Origin of the sequence: Methylocystis rosea (assembly GCF_003855495.1) — a bacterium.
Lineage (GTDB): Bacteria > Pseudomonadota > Alphaproteobacteria > Rhizobiales > Beijerinckiaceae > Methylocystis > Methylocystis rosea_A.
Window position 1 is genome coordinate 2,588,509 of the sequence record NZ_CP034086.1, and the last position, 15,580, is coordinate 2,604,088.

A 15,580-nucleotide genomic window follows, 5' to 3' on the forward strand; every position below is an offset into this window, starting at 1 on the left:
ATATTGCGGCTTTGCCAGTTTGCAAATCTGATAGTGTTAGCGTTTTCAGTTTCGTCGATTCGGGTGGGAGCGAACAATGGTCTTGAGCGAGTTGCTTGCGGCGAACTTCGCCGCAACCGCATCTGCTGTCGCCGGCTCAACATTCTGCACAACGTCGTTAGCGCCATTCTAGGCGTCAAGGTCACGCGGGCGTATAACGTCCTTGCGGCGGACTTCTTTCAAATGCGCAATTCAAGAAATCGCTTTCTCGAGGGGAGGGAAAACATGATGAGAAGACGGAGCGCGTCTGTCGCGACGGCCGCCATGCTTTTGGCGATGTCAGCAAGCCAGCGCCAAGCCAGCGCCGAACAGGCGGCGGCCGCCGTACCGGCTGCCCCGCTCACCAAATTCGAGAAAGCGCCTCAGGGCGAAGCCGAGCAGATCGGGCAGATCATTTCGCTCACCACGCAGCTTCTGCAGATGCGCTATCCGGAAGGGATGGCGCGGCGCGGCGTGCATCCAAAAGATCACGGCTGTGTCAAAGCGACATTTACCGTCAATTCGGATATTCCCCCAAATTACCGGGCTGGCGTCTTCGCGACGCCGGGCAAGAAATATCCCGCCTGGATTCGCTTCTCCAACGCCACGCCGTTTCTCGCGCCAGATCTCGGCAAGAATGGTCCCGACAGCCGCGGCATGGCGATCAAGCTCATCGGCGTCGAGGGAGAAACCTTGCTGAACGAGCCGGGAGCGAAGACGCAGGATTTCCTGCTGATCAATCTTCCCGGCTTCGCCTTTCCGAACGTCTCCGAATATTTGGAAGTTACAAAAATCCAGCTCGCCAAACACGACGACATCTCGTCTTTTTTTGCGCCGCCGCTCTCGCCCGAGAAGAAGAAGACCCTGGGCGTCGTCAAGAAGATCCAGCAAACCAATGTCGGCAATCCGCTCGAGAGTCCGTATTTTTCGGCTGCGCCGTTTCTTTATGGCTCCGACAGGGTCGCGAAATTCAGCGTGACGCCGAGAAGCGCGGAAAAGACGCCCGTGCCGGCAAATCCAACCACGAATTATCTGCGCGAGGCGATGAAGAAGAGCCTCGATCCCGCCAATGGCAAGCCGGCTGTCTTCGATTTCAAAGTCCAGCTGCGTAATGACGATTCGCTGCCGATCGAAGATGCGACGGCCGAATGGTCGGAGACGACCGCGCCGCCGCAAAATGTCGCGACCATCGAGATCGACCAGCAAGATTTCGACAATGCGTTTCAGGTGACGGAATGCGAGCATATGGCGTTCACGCCATGGCACGGACTCACGGCGCATCAGCCGATCGGCGGCATCAATCGGCTGCGTCGCGACGTCTATATCGCCTCCTCGAAGTTCCGGTCCCAGCCCAAAGAGCCGACGGGATTCCCAAAATGGCCGTGGTGACGCGTCTCACACGCGCGATCGCGCGCATTTCGTTCGTCGCATGCCTGACTCTGGCGTCACACGCCTGTCTCCACGCGCCGGCATTCGCGCAAACGGCGCCGGCCGGCGGCGAGTGGCGCGCCGAGCAGGAAAAAAGATTGAAGGCGCTCGACGCCTATATCAGCCGAAAGCCGGTCGCCTATCGCTGGTTTGCGGATTTTCCCTTCGGCCTGACCGACGGCGCTCCGTTCATCATTTTGAAGCTCCTGCCAAAGCTCGCGCCCGAAGAATGGGGAAGCGCCGATAATTTTCTCGACGTCGCCGGCCTCTTCATCGACGAGCGCGATCCCACCTACCCCATCGCGCGCGGCTTCGGCTGGACCGGCCTGGCGCGCAACGATCCCAGCGGCGCCCTCGACTACGCGGCGTTGAGTTGCGGCGCCTGCCATATCGGTCGGGTGCGGCTCGACGACGGCAGTCTGCGCTATCTCGACGGCGGCGTGAACGCGCAGTTCAACCTCGTCCAATATCGCGTCAGAGTGAGAAACACGATCAAGAAGATCACCGCGGACGCGACAACGCCCGAGGAGAAGATCGAACGCGCGACGCGTGCCATTCTCGTCGCGCTCGACAAGGCGCATGCCCAAGACAGAAATTACTTCTACAAGAATTACTCTTTCGCCGGCCGCCGCTTCGACGCCGCCTATGAGACGCGTCAGATCGAACTCTTCATGCAGGACGCGCCGGCGATCGTCGAAAAATTCCTGACGCGCGCCGGACTCGAATACGTCTCGCTCCTCGATCTCGTCTTCAAGAACTACAAAGGCTTCGAGGAGCAGATGACGCAAGGCTTCGGCGGCATGGCCGACGCGACCGGCGTCAGCACGTCGATGGTCTACGCCGCCGCCGAAGCGCGCGGCGAAACTCCCGATCCGAAAACAAGCCTGCCGCCGACGCCGGGCATCACCGACTTCATGGCCGTGTGGGAGCAGGAGAAGCGTCTGGCCCGCTGGTCCCCGGATCACACGCAACTCGTCGACGGCGGCGGGCAATGGAACGGCAATATTCCGATTCCGATTTTCCGCAACCTCGCCGCCGAATTGACGCTGGGGCTCGGACGCGACACCGACATCCGCATCGCCGCCTTCAGCGAGGATCTGCTGCGCGATCTGCCGGCGCCCGTGTACCCCTTCCCCGTCGATCTCGCGCTCGCGAAAAAAGGCGCGGCGCTGTTCGACGAGAACTGCGCGGCGTGTCATCGGCCGCATAACGGCAAGGTCTACGACCTCGGCACCGATCTCGGACGGGCGCGCGTCGTCAGCGACACGATTGCGAAAAACGCCCGCGACAGTTTTACGAAGATCTGTCCGCCGACGAGAGTCGTCGAGATGCCGCCCTCGGGCGACCGGCTTGCGCCCTGCGCGAAGTTCGAAGACGTCTCGCTGGAGAACCGCGCCGACGTCTCCATGGCCGATCCCGCGACGCATGAGGGCTATAACGCCCTGCCGCTTGGCGGCGTGTGGGCGCAGGCGCCCTATCTGCACAACGGCTCAGTGCCGACGCTTTATCATCTCCTCGTGCCGCGCGAGCGCCCGGCCGTCTTCATCAAGAGCCGGCTCGACTATGACAAGAAGCTCGTCGGCTTCTCCTGGGAGCCGGCGCAGACGCTCTCGCGCGAGGGCTATCGTTTCGACACGGCGTCCTTTCCGGCGCTTTCCAACAAGGGGCACGACAAGGACGTCGTCGAGGACGGCAAGACCTTGAAGCTCGATTGGTCTGACGACATCCCCGGCGCCATGGCGATCGTCGAATATCTGAAGACGAAGTGACATTCGAAGCCCGGCGCGGCGGGCATCAGCCGTCCGGAATCTTCCTCCCCGCAGCCGTCATGCCCGGCCTTGTGCCGGGCATCCACGCCGGGACATCGCGAAACGCATCACGTGGAGACGGCATGTTCGGCTCATGTCCTGACATTTGCGTCGTGTCATCGCGTGGATGGCCGCGACAAGCGCGGCCATGACGCGGTGAGATGACGCCTTGTTAACCTGGATACGGAGCCCTGCAGCCCCGCCTTGACTCTCCCGCATGGCGAGTCATTATAAGAACATAACAGGAACTCATGAGATGACCCAACCGCTGGCGTCGCTGCGGCAAAGCCTGGCTTGCGCCTATTCGGCCGTCCCTTCCGAGACGATCGCGCTCGGAGCGGAAAGCCTCGATCGGCGGCTCGGCGGCGGCATTCTCCGCGCCGGGCTGCATGAGGCCTATGCCGAGACCGCCGCCGACGCTCCGGCGGCGACGGGCTTCGCTTTGGCGCTCGCCAGGCGCGCACTGGCGGGCGCGGAAAAGCCGCTGCTCTGGGCGCGCCCCGAGGCGCTGAGCGCCGAATCCGGCGCGCCCTATCCGCCGGGCCTCGCCGACATCGGCCTCGATCCCGCCGCCGTCGCCTTCATTCGCGTGCGCGACGCCAAGGAGGCGCTGCAGGCGGGCGTCGAAGCCGGACGCTGCGCAACTGTGGGCGCGACGCTGATCGAACTCTTCGGCGAAGCGCGCGCCTATGATCTGACCGCGAGCCGGCGCCTGGCTCTGGCGGCCGCCACCGCCGGCGCGCCGATCTTCGTGGCCCGCGTCGGCGCCTCCCCTGCGCCGAGCGCCGCCGCCAGCCGCTGGCTTGTGCGCGCCGCGCCTTCCCGCGCGCTTGCGGCGAATGCGCCGGGATCAGCGGCTTTTACGATTTTTCTGCTGCGCCAGCGCGGCGGCGCGGCGGGGCAAGAGTCGCATGAGTGGCGTGTGGAGTGGAACCGTGACCGTGGCGCCTTCGAGGACAGAACATTCGACGCATCGTCGCTATCTGGCCCTGTGGCTTCCCTTCCTGTCGGCGGAACGCCTGGCGAAGGCGCGTCGCAGAGGGCCGGACGCAAATTCGGATGACGCGCCGCTCATCCTCGTCAAAAAAGAACGCAGCGCGCTGCGCATCGACGCGCTCGATCGAAAGGCGATCGCGCTCGGCCTGACGCCGGGCATGACGCTCGCCGACGCCAGGGCGCGCGCGCCCCATCTCTCAGTCGCGCAGGCCGACCCTGACGCCGACGAGCGGCTGATGCTGCGGCTGGCCGCCTTTTGTGAACAGTTCACGCCGCTCGTCGCGCTCGATCCGCCCTGCGGCCTCATACTCGACGCGACCGGCTGCGCGCATCTTTTCGGCGGCGAAGCGGCGATGCGGGCCTGCATCTTACAGGCGATGGCGCGCCTCTCCTTCACGGGACGCGCCGCCGTCGCCGGAACGCCGGACGCCACGCGCGCTCTGGCGCGTTTTGGCCAAGAGGGCGTCACGCCTCCGGGCGAAGATGAAATTTTCACACGCCCGCTCTCCATCGCCGCGCTCGAAGCGCCAAAAGAGACGAGCGTGGCGCTGACGCGCGCCGGCCTTACGACATTGGGCGATCTCGCCGATCGTTCCTCGGCCGCGCTGACGGCGCGTTTTGGCGACGAAACCATGCGGCGGCTGACCCGCATTCTGGGACGCGAGGACGCGCGCATCACGCCCTTGCGGCCCTTGCCGGAATGCATGGTCGAGCGGCGCTTCGCCGAGCCTTTCCTCGATCTCTCCGCGATAGAGAATGTTCTGCGGCCGCTGATCGCGGAAGCGATGGGCATTCTCGAAAGGCGCGGCGAGGGCGGGCGCGCTTTTGAAGCGCGCTTCTTTCGCACCGACGGCGCCGTCGCGGCCCTCAATTTCGAAACCGGCGCGCCCTCGCGCAATGTCGAGGCGCTGCTGCGGCTCTTTCGCCTGAAGGCCGAGTCGCTCGCCGATCCGCTCGATCCGGGATTCGGCTTCGACGTTATCCGCTTTTGCGTCCTCAACGCCGAAACTCTGGCGCAAAGCCAGATCGGCTTCGAGCGGCAGGACGCGCAGGAAGGCGACGTCGCCGATCTCGTCGATCGCCTGGCGGCGCGTTTTGGCCGCGAACGCGTGCTGCGCTTTGCGACGCATGAGACGCATGATCCCGTGCGCGCCGCCTCCTATGTTTACGCGGCGTCTCCTTCCAAACCCAATTCCTGGGAGAAGCCGGAGCCGGGCGAACCGCCCTTGCGGCCGCTGTTTCTGTTTGATCCGCCGCAGCCCATCGACACAATGGCCGAGACGCCGGACGGGCCGCCGATGCATTTCAAATGGCGCCGCGTGCGCCACATGATCGCCCGCGCCGAAGGGCCTGAGCGCATCGCGCCGGAATGGTGGCGCAACGCAGTCGGCCGCGACAGGCGAACGCGCGACTATTACCGGCTGGAGGATCGCGAAGGCCACCGCTTCTGGGTGTTTCGCGAAGGGCTCTATGAAAGCGAAACCGCCGCGCCGCGCTGGTTCCTGCATGGGCTCTTCGCATGAGCGCGCCTTTCGCCGAACTCGTCGCGGCGACGAATTTCTCCTTTCTGCGCGGCGCGTCGCATCCGTCAGACATGGCGCTGACGGCGCTGCTGCTCGGCCATAGCGGCATTGGCGTCGCCGACCGCAACAGCGTCGCCGGGGTCGTGCGCGCCTATGCCGCGCTTAAGGAACTGCGCGAAAAATTAAGCGATCCGCCAGCTGGCGACGATGCGGCGCTTCTGGCGCAGCTCGACGCAGAGCGCGCCCAATCCTTCAAGCTCGTCGTCGGCGTGCGGCTCGTCTTCGCCGACGAGACGCCCGACATCGTCGTTCATCCGCAAAACCGCGACGGCTGGGGACGGCTCACGCGGCTGCTGACGATAGGGAATCTTCGCGCCAAGAAAGGCGAATGCCGTCTTTATTTCGACGATCTTGCACAAGCCGCGCGCGATCTGCTGCTGATCGTCATGCCTTCACGCAATCTGGCGCGCCTGCCCTCGACGCTCGCGCGTCTGAGCGATCTTGCGCAAGGCGACGTCTGGCTCGGCGCGACCATGCCGCGGCGCGGCGACGACAGGCGGCGTCTTTCCAGATTGAAAGAGATCGCCGCGCGAACGCAGACGCCCTTGCTCGCGACGAATGACGCGCTTTACGCCGATCCCGCCCAGCGCGATCTGCAAGACGTCATGACCTGCATTCGAGAAGGCGTGACGCTCGCGCAAGCTGGACGCCGGCTCGAGATCAACGCCGAGCGCCATTTGAAGACGCCCGACGAAATGACGCGTCTCTTCGCTGACGCGCCGGAGGCGATCGAGGAGACGCAATGTTTTCTCGCGCGCGTCGATTTCTCGCTCGATCAACTTAAATATGAATATCCGGACGAGCCTGTCCCGCCGGGGCGCAATCCCCAGGAATGGCTCGAGGAGCTGACCTATCGCCACGCCGTCATGCGCTATCCAGACGGCGTGCCGGAGAAGGTCGAGAGGCTTCTGCGCGAGGAGCTGGCGCTCATCGAGACGCTCGACTACGCACGTTATTTTCTTACTATTCACGACATCGTGCGGATCGCCGAAGACAAGGGGATTCTCTGCCAGGGGCGCGGCTCCGCCGCCAATTCCGCCGTCTGCTATGTGCTCGGCGTCACCTGCGTCGATCCGGCGGAGAACGATCTGCTCTTCGCCAGATTCATCTCGCAGGAGCGCAAGGAGCCGCCCGACATCGACGTCGATTTCGAGCATGAGCGGCGCGAAGAGATCATCCAGCATATTTACGGCAAATACGGCCGCGAGCGCGCCGGCCTCGTCGCGACCGTCATCAGCTACCGGCCGCGCAGCGCCATTCGCGAAGTCGGCAAGGTCTTCGGACTGACCGAGGATGTGACCGCCGCGCTCGCCAGCACGCAATGGGGCAGTTGGGGCTCCGACATTCCGCAGGCTTACATCCGCCAGACCGGGCTTGATCCGGAAAATCCCATCATCCGCCGCGCCATTCGTTTCGCGACGCGGCTGCTCGGCTTTCCGCGCCATCTCTCGCAGCATGTCGGCGGCTTCGTTCTCGCGCGCGGACGACTCGACGAGCTGACGCCCATCGCCAACGCCGCGATGCCGGAGCGCACTTTCATCGAATGGGACAAGGACGACATCGACGCGCTCGGCCTGATGAAGGTCGATGTGCTGGCGCTCGGCATGCTCACCTGCATTCGCAAATGTTTCGATTACTTGCGCGCCCATGAAGGAAAGGACATGGGCCTCGCCGACGTCCCGGCCGACGATAGAGCGACCTACGACATGCTGTGCCGGGGCGATTCCATCGGCGTCTTTCAGGTCGAAAGCCGCGCCCAGATGAACATGCTGCCGCGTCTGAAGCCGCGTGAATTCTACGATCTCGTCATTCAGGTGGCGATCGTGCGGCCGGGACCCATTCAGGGCAATATGGTGCATCCCTATCTGCGCCGCCGCTCCGGAAGCGAGCCGGTGATCTATCCCTCGCCGGCGCCCGAGCACGGGCCGGCGGATGAATTGCGCAAGGTGCTCGAAAAGACCAAGGGCGTGCCGCTCTTTCAGGAGCAGGCGATGAAGCTCGCCATGGTCGCCGCAAAATTCTCCGACGTTGAAGCCAATCGTCTGCGCCGCGCGATGGCGACTTTCCGCAATCTTGGCACCATCCATGAATTCGAGGCGCTGATGGTCGAACGCATGGCGGCGCGCGGCTATGATCGCGGCTTCGCGCAAAGCTGTTTCGAGCAGATCAAGGGCTTCGGCTCCTATGGCTTTCCCGAAAGCCACGCCGCGTCCTTCGCCAAGCTCGTCTACATCTCCTCCTGGATCAAATGCCACTATCCGGCGATCTTCGCCTGCGCGCTGCTCAACTCGCAGCCGATGGGCTTTTATGCGCCGGCGCAGATCGTGCGCGACGCGCGCGAGCATGGCGTCGACGTGCGCGCCGTCGACGTGAATTTCAGCGAATGGGACAATACGCTGGAACGTACGGGAGATTTGGCGCTGCGTCTCGGCTTCCGGCAAGCGGACGGCGTGCATGAGAACGAAGGACGGCGCATCGTCGAAGCGCGGACGAAGCCCTATGACAGCGTCGAAGACCTTGCGCGGCGGGCGGCGCTCAACGGGGCGACGATGCGCGCGCTCGCCGACGCCGACGCTTTCCGCTCATTGCAAAGCGACCGCCGCGACGCGCTCTGGGCCGTGCGGCGTCTGCCCGACGCCAAACCCCTGCCGCTCTTTGCCGCCGCCGACGCGCGCGAACTCGCCAAGGAACAAGATCCGCTGCTGCCGTCCATGTCGCTTGGCGAACATGTCGCCGCCGACTATCAGACGCTGCGGCTCTCGCTGAAAGCCCATCCAATGGCGGTGCTGCGGCCGATTTTCGCGCGCGAGCGCATCAGGACCTGCGCGGAAGTTTCGGCGCTCACTGACGGCGCCTTTGCGCGCGGCGCCGGCGTCGTGCTGGTGCGCCAGCGGCCCGGCCAGGGCAACGCCATTTTCGTCACGCTCGAAGATGAAACCGGCATCCTCAATATCGTCATCTGGGCGCGGCTCTTCGAGCGCTACCGCCGCGAGACGATGGCGTCACGACTCATGCTGGTGGAAGGAAGGGTGCAGAAGAGCCCCGAAAATGTCGTGCATCTGATGGCGCAGCGCATTATCGACCGCAGCCAGGATCTCAATAGGCTGTCAGAAGCGCATCGGCCGGAAATCGTCCTGTCTCGCGCCGACGAATTCATCCATCCCCAGCATCCGCGCGGCGGCCATCCGCGCAATGTCCGCGTTCTGCCGAAGTCGCGGGATTTCCATTGAAGGCGCAGCGACAGCAACAGCCGCTTAACTGCTCTTCACTCTCTTATCGGCCGGCAGGCTCGCCAACGCCTGCTGACGCAGCTTATCGATCTCCACGCGCGTCTTGCGCGCCTCGGCGCGAGCGATCTTCGCGGCGCGGCGCACGGAGAGATGCCCCAGCCAGGAAGAGATCCCGCCCGCAAGCACGCCAATCGCCATCGACGCCAGAACGACAAGGAAGATCGGCGCCTCGAAAGAAGGACCCGATCCGTCGCTCGGTGCGAAGGGATCAAGCCCGATGCGCACCGAGCCACGATTGGCCATCGAGAAAAACAAAATGATGAGCGCCAGAGGAACGAAAACGATGACGCGCAGGATGGACTTCATAACATCTCCCTCTTGCCGGCGCCGCGCAACACGCTGGGCAGCCGCCACATACAGCCGCCGCTTCGCCGCTGCCGCGCGTCCCGAGACCCAGAGGACGCAGCCGCTTTAAATCGCCTCAGCCCGGATAATTCTCGTTGAGGCGCTCGCGCATCTCTTTACCGGTTTTGAAGAACGGCACGCTCTTTTGCTGCACCGACACCTGCGCGCCCGTGCGCGGATTGCGGCCGGTGCGCGCATCGCGCTTCTTGACCGAGAAAGCGCCGAAGCCTCGCAATTCAACGCGATCGCCCCGCGCCAGCGCCGAGGTGATCTCGTCAAGAATCGTGCTGACGATCGTCTCGACGTCGCGCTGGTACAGATGGCCGTTTCGGCGCGCGATACGTTGAATAAGTTCCGACTTTATCATGAGCCGATCCAATATGTTGGCGTCGAACACAGCGCGGACGCCCGAGTCAGTTTGCGGCCGAATGCTGCCAAATCGCCAAAAGGCCGTCAAGCTCGCCGCTCCGTTCGAGCAGAATTGATTTTTCTAAAAAACCGGCGATCGATTCCAATCCGGCGACCCGCGCGAGGCCGGCGGCGGCGCCGACAAGCCCAAGCCGCTCGAGGCTGGATTTCTTCTTCCACTCGCGCACAGGCGTGTCTTTCGCAATTCCCTTGTTGGCGACCAGCCAGTCAATGGCCTCGCGCTGGCCGCCGATGAGATCGACGAGCTTCAGCGGCACGCCCTGCCGCGCGGTGAAGACACGGCCGTCAGAGACCTTCGCGAGTTCCGCGTCGTCAAGCTTGCGCCGCTCCTGAACCAACGCCTTGAACCAAGCGAAGGAGTCGGCGACAAGACTGGCGATCGCTTCGCGCGCTGCGGGGCTCGTCGGTTCGAGCCCGTTCGGCGCGGCCTTGAGCGGCGACGATTTTATCGTCTCGACCTCGACGCCCCAATTATTAAGCAACTTCGAGACGTTGGGATATTGGAACAGCACGCCGATCGAGCCGACCAGCGAATTGCCGCGCGCGACGATCGTGTCGGCGGCGAGCGCGGCGATATAGGCGCCGGACGCGGCCACCGTTCCGACAACGGCGACGACGGGCTTCTTCTCGGCGACGCGCCGAAGCTCCTCATAGAGCCGTTCCGAGCCCGTCGTCGTGCCGCCAGGACTCTCAATTTCCAGCAGCAGAGCCTTCGTCTGGCTCGATTCCCCGATCTTCTTGATCATATCGATCGTATCATCGTCGCCAGTGATGACGCCCTGCAGCTCGAGAAGGGCGATGTGCGGCGTGAGCTTATCCGCCGAGTCGGCTCCGCCGAGCCGAACCACGGCGACGAGGCCCGCGACACCCAAAGCGATCAGAGCGGCGAGACGCCACCAGCCGAGCTTGCGGCGAAGCCTGCGGCGATCAACGAAATAGTCGGTGGGAGGTGACATCCAGGGGTCCCGATGGCTAGCGTGGCGCGCGGAGGCTCGCCGCGCAGAACGTAATGCCGAGATCGACGCTTTGGAAGACGCTCCGCCGGCGCGCTTACCGTCGCGTCGCCTCCATCGCCCAGGCGAGATAATCTCGGTCCGCCTCAGCGACGTCGATGCGCAGAATTTCCGGCGTCTCATAGCTATGCAGACGGCGGACCAGTTGGGCAAGCGCGGGATAGTCGTCGCCGCGCGCTTTCATGTGCAGTAAAAACTCCGGCTCTTCGCGCATCTCATCCTTCCAGACGTAATGGCTGCGAGTGGGATATATCTGAACGCAGGCGGCGAGCTTCGCGGAGAGCGCCGCCCGGGCAAGCGCGCGCGCCTTTTCCTCGTCGTCGATCGTTGTGACGAGGATCACAAGGCCGCTCATGCCGATTTAACCGCCGATGACGGTCGTGAACACCTGCCCGCCGCGCGCCAGGGTGATCTTCCAATAGTAGGCGCGCCCTGCCGTTACGCTCTCCAGATCGCGCGTCGTTCCGATCTTTTGATCATTGACCGCGAGAATGATGTCGCCGCGCTGCAGATTGAGCTGCTGCGCATAGGAGCCGTCGTCGACCTCGGACACGACGACGCCATTGGTCGTTCCCTGCACCGACATCTCTTCGATGACCGCGGGAGAAATATTCATCACCGTCGCGCCGGCGAAGGGCGACGCGCCCTTTATCTTTATCGCGTCGCGCGGCGGCGTTTCCGGCGCCGGCGCGAGGCGAATTTGCGCGACAATCTTTTTGCCGCCGCGCAACACGCCGAGCGTCGCCTGCCCGCCTATCGGCTTGGTGGCGAGCCGATAGCCGACCGCCTCCGGGTCATCGGCCGTCTGGCCGTCAACCGAGATAATGACGTCGCCGCGCTTTAGGCCGGCTTCAGCTGACGGCCCCTTCGGATCGACGTCGGCCAGCAGAGCGCCGGTGGGACGATCGAGCCCGAGGCCGTCGGCGATCTCCTGCGAGAGCGTCTGCAGCGTCGCGCCCATCCAGGCCCGCCGCACCTGCTTGCCGCCGCCCTTCGCGGCGGCGATCACGCTCTTCACCATATTGACGGGAATGGCGAAGCCGATGCCGACAGATCCGCCGGACTTCGAGAAGATCGCGGAATTGATGCCGACGACGCGCCCGTTCATATCGACCAGCGGTCCGCCCGAATTGCCGGGATTGATCGCCGCGTCCGTCTGAATGAAAAAGCCATAGTCGCTGATGCCGACATGGGTGCGGGAAAGCGCCGAAATAATGCCTTGCGTCACCGTTTGACCGACGCCAAAGGGATTGCCGATCGCGAGCGTCAAATCGCCGACCTCGAGCGCGTCCGAATCGCCAAGCTCCATCGTCGGAAAATTGGCGCCGTCGACCAGCTTCAGCACCGCGAGATCGGTGCGCGGATCGCGCAACAAAATCTTGGCGGCGAATTCGCGCTTGTCGGCGAGCGCCACTTTCACGTCGGTCATGCCCTCGATCACGTGGTTGTTGGTGACGACTAGGCCGCTTTGATCGACGATGACGCCCGAGCCCAGCGACTGCGCCATGTTGCGCCCCGGCATGCCGCCACCCTCGCCGAAAAAGCGACGAAAGATCGGGTCGTCGAACAGCGGATTGGCGGGCATGCGCTCGACGCGCGACGCGAAGACGTTGACAACGGCCGGCTGAGCCTTTTTGACCACCGGCGCGAAGGAATTCATCAGCTCGCCGCGGCTGGTCGGCACGGCGCGATCGGGCGCCGGCGGCGTAAAGCTCTCGACACGGCCAGGCGGCCTTGGCGAGGCGGTCTGAGCCGCCTCGGGCGAGACTTCGGCGCGCGCGAAGGCCAAAGGCGCCGCGAGGGCGCAGGCGAGCGCCGCAGCCATAAAAATGTGACGCGCCGAAATCTTCATGAAGCGCTCCGTAGCTCGTTTTTGCCGGCGCATTTATAGACGCAAAGACGCGAGACGATAAGAATGCGCCGCAATGTTCGTTCTGCGCGAGATGCGTCGTCGAGCGCCAGCCGGACGTCCGGCGGCGTGCGAGTTCTCGGACGCTTCTTGCCCTTAAAACACTTTCGGCGCCGCATCCCGATGACCGGGTGCGACGCCGCGTTTGTTGATCATCATGACGATCGAAGCGTTCGTCCTTGAGCCGTTTACGCCGCCGCCTCACCTTCGTGGACCGGTCCGGAGTCCTGCCCCCTGGCGTTCACGTCGCGGTCGACGAATTCGATGACCGCGAGCGGCGCATTGTCGCCATAGCGGAAGCCCGCCTTCAGCACGCGCGTATAGCCGCCGTTGCGATCCTTGTAACGAGGTCCGAGCACGTCGAAGAGCTTGCCGACGAGCTTGACGTCCTTGATCTTGGCGATCGCCTGCCGGCGCGCGTGGAGGTCGCCGCGCTTGCCGAGCGTCACGAGCTTCTCGACGACCGGACGCAGATCCTTCGCCTTCGGCAGCGTCGTGACAATCTGCTCATGCTTGATGAGCGCCTGCGCCATATTGGCGAACATCGCCTTGCGGTGCTCATGCGTGCGCCCGAAGCGGCGCTTCTTGTGACCGTGATACATGCGGCTCTCCGTTGATTATGCGGCCGCCGTGCCAAGGAACGGCCGTCTCCATTATTTCCCTCTCCCGCTCGCGGGAGAGGGTGGCCCCGCGAAGCGGGGTCGGGTGAGGGTATTTCCCGCGCCCTCATCCGTCGCGCATTCGCGCGACGCCTTCTCCCGCAAGCGGGAGAAGGGGGAAACTCAATAATGCTCCTCGAATCTCTTCGCGAGATCGTCGATGTTCTCCGGCGGCCAGCCGGGAACTTCCATGCCCAGATGCAGACCCATCTGCGCCAGCACCTCCTTGATCTCGTTCAAGGACTTGCGGCCGAAGTTCGGCGTGCGCAGCATCTCGGCTTCCGACTTCTGGATAAGGTCGCCGATGTAGACGATGTTGTCGTTCTTCAGGCAGTTCGCCGAACGCACCGAAAGCTCCAACTCGTCCACCTTCTTCAGCAGCGCCGGATTGAAAGCGAGCTGCGGAATCGACGGCGCGGCCTCTTCGCGGCGCGGCTCTTCGAAATTGACGAAGACGTTGAGCTGGTCCTGCAGAATGCGCGCTGAATAGGCGATCGCATCTTCCGGGCTCATCGCGCCATTCGTCTCGACCGTCAGCGTCAGCTTGTCATAGTCGAGAACCTGGCCCTCGCGGGTGTTTTCGACGCGATAGCTGACCTTTTTAACCGGCGAATAGAGGCTGTCGATCGGGATGAGGCCGATCGGCGCGTCTTCGGCGCGGTTGCGGTCAGCGGGCGCATAGCCCTTGCCGTTCGCGACGGTGAACTCGATGCGGATCTCGGCGCCCTCATCGAGCGTGCAGATGACGAGCTCAGGGTTGAGGATCTGCACGTCGCCCGTCACCTGGATGTCGCCGGCGGTGACGGCGCCCGGTCCCGTCTTCTTGAGCGTCAGGCGCTTCATGCCATCGCCCTGATATTTGATGGCGATGTCCTTGATGTTGAGGACGATGTCGGTCACGTCCTCGCGCACGCCGGGGATCGACGAGAACTCGTGCAGCACGCCGTCGATGTGAATCGACGTGATCGCCGCGCCCTGCAGGGAAGACAGCAGAATGCGGCGCAGCGCGTTGCCAAGCGTCACGCCGAAGCCGCGCTCCAGCGGCTCGGCGACCGCGGTCGCGACGCGCTTGGGATCGTCTCCGGCGGCGACTTCGAGCTTGTTCGGCTTGATGAGTTCCTGCCAGTTCTTCTGGATGCTCACTTGGAGGCCTTTCCTTGAAGCTCCTGAGTGCGGCGCTGGGCATGCGCCGCGCCGCGCGAAATCAAATCAGACAATAAACTCAGACGCGGCGTCGCTTGCGCGGCCGGCACCCGTTGTGGGGAATGGGCGTCACATCGCGGATCGAAGTGACGGTGAAGCCCGCCGCTTGCAGCGCGCGCAGCGCCGACTCACGGCCGGAGCCCGGACCGGAGACTTCGACTTCAAGCGTGCGCACGCCATGTTCGCCAGCCTTGCGGGCGGCGTCTTCGGCGGCCATCTGCGCGGCGTAGGGCGTGGATTTGCGCGAGCCTTTGAATCCCATCGACCCCGCGGACGACCACGACACAGTGTTGCCCTGCGCGTCGGTGATGGTGATCATGGTGTTGTTGAACGTCGAATTCACATGCGCGACGCCGGAAACGATGTTCTTGCGCTCGCGGCGGCGAACGCGCGTTGTGTCCTTAGCCATTTTTTCTTTCGTCCTTCAAACGCGCCCGTAGTTCCAGGCGCTAGGGATTTCGGTTGTCATGGCCGGGCGTGTCCCGGCCATCGATGATCGTCCTGACGGCCGATTACTTCTTCTTGCCGGCGATCGGCTTCGCCTTGCCCTTGCGGGTGCGGGCGTTGGTGTGCGTGCGCTGGCCGCGCACGGGGAGCTGGCGGCGATGGCGCAGGCCGCGATAGCAGCCGAGATCCATCAAACGCTTGATGTTGATCGCGACTTCGCGGCGCAGATCGCCTTCGACCATATAGTCGCGGTCGATGGTTTCGCGAATTTGCAGAACTTCCGCGTCAGTGAGCTGCGCCACGCGGCGCTCGGCCGGGATGCTCACCTTCTCGCAGATTTCCTCTGCCTTCTTGGCGCCAATGCCGTGAATATACTGGAGCGCGATGACGACGCGCTTGTTGGTCGGGATATTGACGCCTGCAATACGGGCCACTTTGTCTCTCCATGTGAG

General features: G+C 63.8%; 14 protein-coding genes. 5 read left to right on the top strand and 9 right to left on the bottom strand.

Annotated elements, in window-relative coordinates:
• The first annotated feature begins 264 nt into the window (after nt 1-264).
• The 5 genes from EHO51_RS12480 (at nt 265) to EHO51_RS12500 (ending at nt 9,063) form a co-directional block, all read left to right on the top strand.
• Nucleotides 265-1,407 carry a catalase family protein gene (locus EHO51_RS12480; RefSeq protein ID WP_245434583.1) on the top strand — a complete coding sequence of 381 codons (1,143 nt, stop codon included), beginning with the start codon at nt 265-267 and terminating at the stop codon, nt 1,405-1,407.
• Nucleotides 1,395-3,215: a c-type cytochrome gene (locus tag EHO51_RS12485; RefSeq protein WP_124739171.1), complete on the top strand. Its 1,821-nt coding sequence runs from the start codon at nt 1,395-1,397 to the stop codon at nt 3,213-3,215. Before EHO51_RS12480 ends, EHO51_RS12485 begins: the two co-directional genes overlap by 13 nt.
• Before the next feature lie 295 nt (nt 3,216-3,510).
• Entirely contained in the window at nt 3,511-4,317 is an 807-nt protein-coding gene (locus tag EHO51_RS20885; RefSeq protein ID WP_124739172.1) for a hypothetical protein, read from the top strand.
• Between the two features lie 91 nt (nt 4,318-4,408).
• Entirely contained in the window at nt 4,409-5,773 is a 1,365-nt protein-coding gene (locus tag EHO51_RS12495; protein ID WP_245434882.1) for a Y-family DNA polymerase, read from the top strand.
• The gene (locus EHO51_RS12500) at nt 5,770-9,063 is read left to right on the top strand and encodes an error-prone DNA polymerase (protein WP_124739173.1); all 3,294 of its coding nucleotides are present in this window, start codon (nt 5,770-5,772) and stop codon (nt 9,061-9,063) included. Before EHO51_RS12495 ends, EHO51_RS12500 begins: the two co-directional genes overlap by 4 nt.
• A 24-nt stretch (nt 9,064-9,087) precedes the next feature.
• On the opposite strand, the gene EHO51_RS12505 is transcribed toward EHO51_RS12500, so the two are convergent.
• The 9 genes from EHO51_RS12505 to rpsM all read right to left on the bottom strand — a co-directional run bounded on the left by EHO51_RS12505 (nt 9,088) and on the right by rpsM (nt 15,562).
• Complete coding sequence (locus tag EHO51_RS12505; protein WP_124739174.1) at nt 9,088-9,429, bottom strand: LapA family protein; 342 nt, start codon at nt 9,427-9,429, stop codon at nt 9,088-9,090.
• A gap of 115 nt (nt 9,430-9,544) precedes the next feature.
• Nucleotides 9,545-9,835, bottom strand: coding sequence for an integration host factor subunit beta (gene ihfB / locus EHO51_RS12510; protein ID WP_014890734.1), 291 nt, complete (start codon nt 9,833-9,835; stop codon nt 9,545-9,547).
• 46 nt (nt 9,836-9,881) lie between these two features.
• Nucleotides 9,882-10,853: a signal peptide peptidase SppA gene (gene sppA, locus EHO51_RS12515; RefSeq protein ID WP_124739175.1), complete on the bottom strand. Its 972-nt coding sequence runs from the start codon at nt 10,851-10,853 to the stop codon at nt 9,882-9,884.
• Between the two features lie 94 nt (nt 10,854-10,947).
• Nucleotides 10,948-11,265 carry a divalent-cation tolerance protein CutA gene (gene cutA / locus EHO51_RS12520; RefSeq protein ID WP_124739176.1) on the bottom strand — a complete coding sequence of 106 codons (318 nt, stop codon included), beginning with the start codon at nt 11,263-11,265 and terminating at the stop codon, nt 10,948-10,950.
• A gap of 6 nt (nt 11,266-11,271) precedes the next feature.
• Complete coding sequence (locus tag EHO51_RS12525; RefSeq protein ID WP_124739177.1) at nt 11,272-12,762, bottom strand: DegQ family serine endoprotease; 1,491 nt, start codon at nt 12,760-12,762, stop codon at nt 11,272-11,274.
• A gap of 245 nt (nt 12,763-13,007) precedes the next feature.
• The gene (rplQ, locus tag EHO51_RS12530) at nt 13,008-13,421 is read right to left on the bottom strand and encodes a 50S ribosomal protein L17 (RefSeq protein WP_018406001.1); all 414 of its coding nucleotides are present in this window, start codon (nt 13,419-13,421) and stop codon (nt 13,008-13,010) included.
• A 180-nt stretch (nt 13,422-13,601) separates the two neighbouring features.
• Nucleotides 13,602-14,621, bottom strand: a complete 1,020-nt coding sequence (locus EHO51_RS12535; protein ID WP_124739178.1) for a DNA-directed RNA polymerase subunit alpha — start codon at nt 14,619-14,621, stop codon at nt 13,602-13,604.
• A gap of 79 nt (nt 14,622-14,700) precedes the next feature.
• The gene (gene rpsK, locus EHO51_RS12540; RefSeq protein ID WP_014890740.1) at nt 14,701-15,090 is read right to left on the bottom strand and encodes a 30S ribosomal protein S11; all 390 of its coding nucleotides are present in this window, start codon (nt 15,088-15,090) and stop codon (nt 14,701-14,703) included.
• A gap of 103 nt (nt 15,091-15,193) precedes the next feature.
• A complete protein-coding gene (gene rpsM / locus EHO51_RS12545) occupies nt 15,194-15,562 on the bottom strand; it encodes a 30S ribosomal protein S13 (protein ID WP_018406003.1) in 369 nt (122 codons plus the stop codon).
• Between the last annotated feature and the right edge of the window lie 18 nt (nt 15,563-15,580).